The organism is Mesorhizobium sp. M7A.F.Ca.US.006.04.2.1, assembly GCF_004022915.1.
In the GTDB taxonomy this organism is placed as follows: Bacteria; Pseudomonadota; Alphaproteobacteria; order Rhizobiales; family Rhizobiaceae; genus Mesorhizobium; species Mesorhizobium ciceri.
Genome location: NZ_RZQA01001247.1, coordinates 1 through 1,302, shown reverse-complemented (window position 1 = coordinate 1,302; position 1,302 = coordinate 1). Strand labels below are relative to the sequence as shown.

Below are 1,302 nucleotides of genomic sequence, written 5' to 3'. Positions count from 1 at the left end.
CCCGGAACTGAAGCCCGCCAGCCGCGTCGTCAGAACCGAAAGCCCGCTGCCGCCGGAACTCAGCCACCGGCCGAGCGTCTCGGTCGGTTCGCCGACGACCGCCATGGAAGCCGACGCCGCCCGGCCCGTTGCCTATGAACAGGTGGTCGATGGCGGAACCGGTGTGCTCTATCGCACCAAGAGCGGCTACGCCGTGGTCAAGACCGATCTCGGCCGCGCCGCCTTGGCAACCGCCGACGCCGCGAAGCGCTCTGTGAACTGGCTGGCTGGCCTGATGCCGAAGGGGCTGTAGGCCCGCTGGCGTCTCGGTTCGACGACCGCGTGATCAGGCAGGCACATAGGTCAACCTGATCACGTCGTCGCCAATCAAATCGCTGGCCACAAAGCGAAGCGGCGGCCGGGGGCCGGCGAAGAATGGCTTGCCATGACCAAGCACGAACGGATGGAGGTAGAGTTGGTACGCATCGACAAGACCAAGGTCGGTCAGGCTTCGCGCCAGGCCTGGTCCAGAAACTGAAATCTCCCCGACGAGCTCAGCCTTAAGCCCGCGTATCACCGCCTCGACGTCATCCGCGACAAGTGTTGCGTTAGGGCCGGCCGACTTCAGAGAGCGCGACACAACCCACTTCGGTTGGCTCCGCCACGCCGCCGCAAATTCATGCGCCTCCGCGCTCCACTCAGCATGGTCTTCGTCCCAATAGCGCATGACCTCGTACATGCCGCGACCGTACACACTGCCGCTCAGATTGCGCACTTGCTCTATCCAGTGACGAAAGATCGTCGGGCCCGACGGCATTTTCTGGTGGTCGACATAGCCGTCGAGTGACTGGTTCATTCTGAAAATGAGCTTCGCCATGCTGCAGGATCTCCAACCCAGGGTCTTCAGAATAACTTGAGCCGCCGTTACGCAAAACCCCAGCCGAAATCCAAACTGAGACACGATCCTAGTCCGGCCTGAACCTGACTTTCAGGCTCTGCCAGAACTTGTCGACAAGCGGCTTTTCGGTCGCTGCATCCTCGCCGGCAATGCGGGTGATGAACAGCAGCCCCCGATCGGCCAGGCCGAAGCCGACGATCTCGAAATCGGCGGTGTCGGTGCGTGTCTTCACCTCGGCCCGGATCCCGGTCAATTCCTTGCCGTCGGCGAGTTTGCGCGTGGTCGGCCCCTGCGTCAGCTTGGCGCCGGCCTGCACCGATTCCCTGGTCATCTCCTGCAGCATCAATTGGTTGAGCGACACCGGATTCATGGCGCCATACTCCTGCACGACGACAATCGTGCCCAGCGCCGAGGCCATCAGATAC

At 62.5% G+C, this 1,302-nt stretch carries 1 protein-coding gene and 2 pseudogenes; 1 reads left to right on the top strand and 2 read right to left on the bottom strand.

Annotation, left to right across the window (positions count from 1 at the left end; translation table 11 throughout):
* Window positions 1–292, top strand: a pseudogene (locus tag EN925_RS36290) (hypothetical protein); the annotation flags it as partial.
* Between the two features lie 33 nt (window positions 293–325).
* Here the strand turns inward: EN925_RS36290 and EN925_RS36285 are convergent.
* Window positions 326–856, bottom strand: a complete 531-nt coding sequence (locus EN925_RS36285) for a dihydrofolate reductase family protein (RefSeq protein ID WP_127384775.1) — start codon at window positions 854–856, stop codon at window positions 326–328.
* A gap of 88 nt (window positions 857–944) precedes the next feature.
* Window positions 945–1,302: pseudogene (locus EN925_RS36280) on the bottom strand (hypothetical protein); the annotation flags it as partial.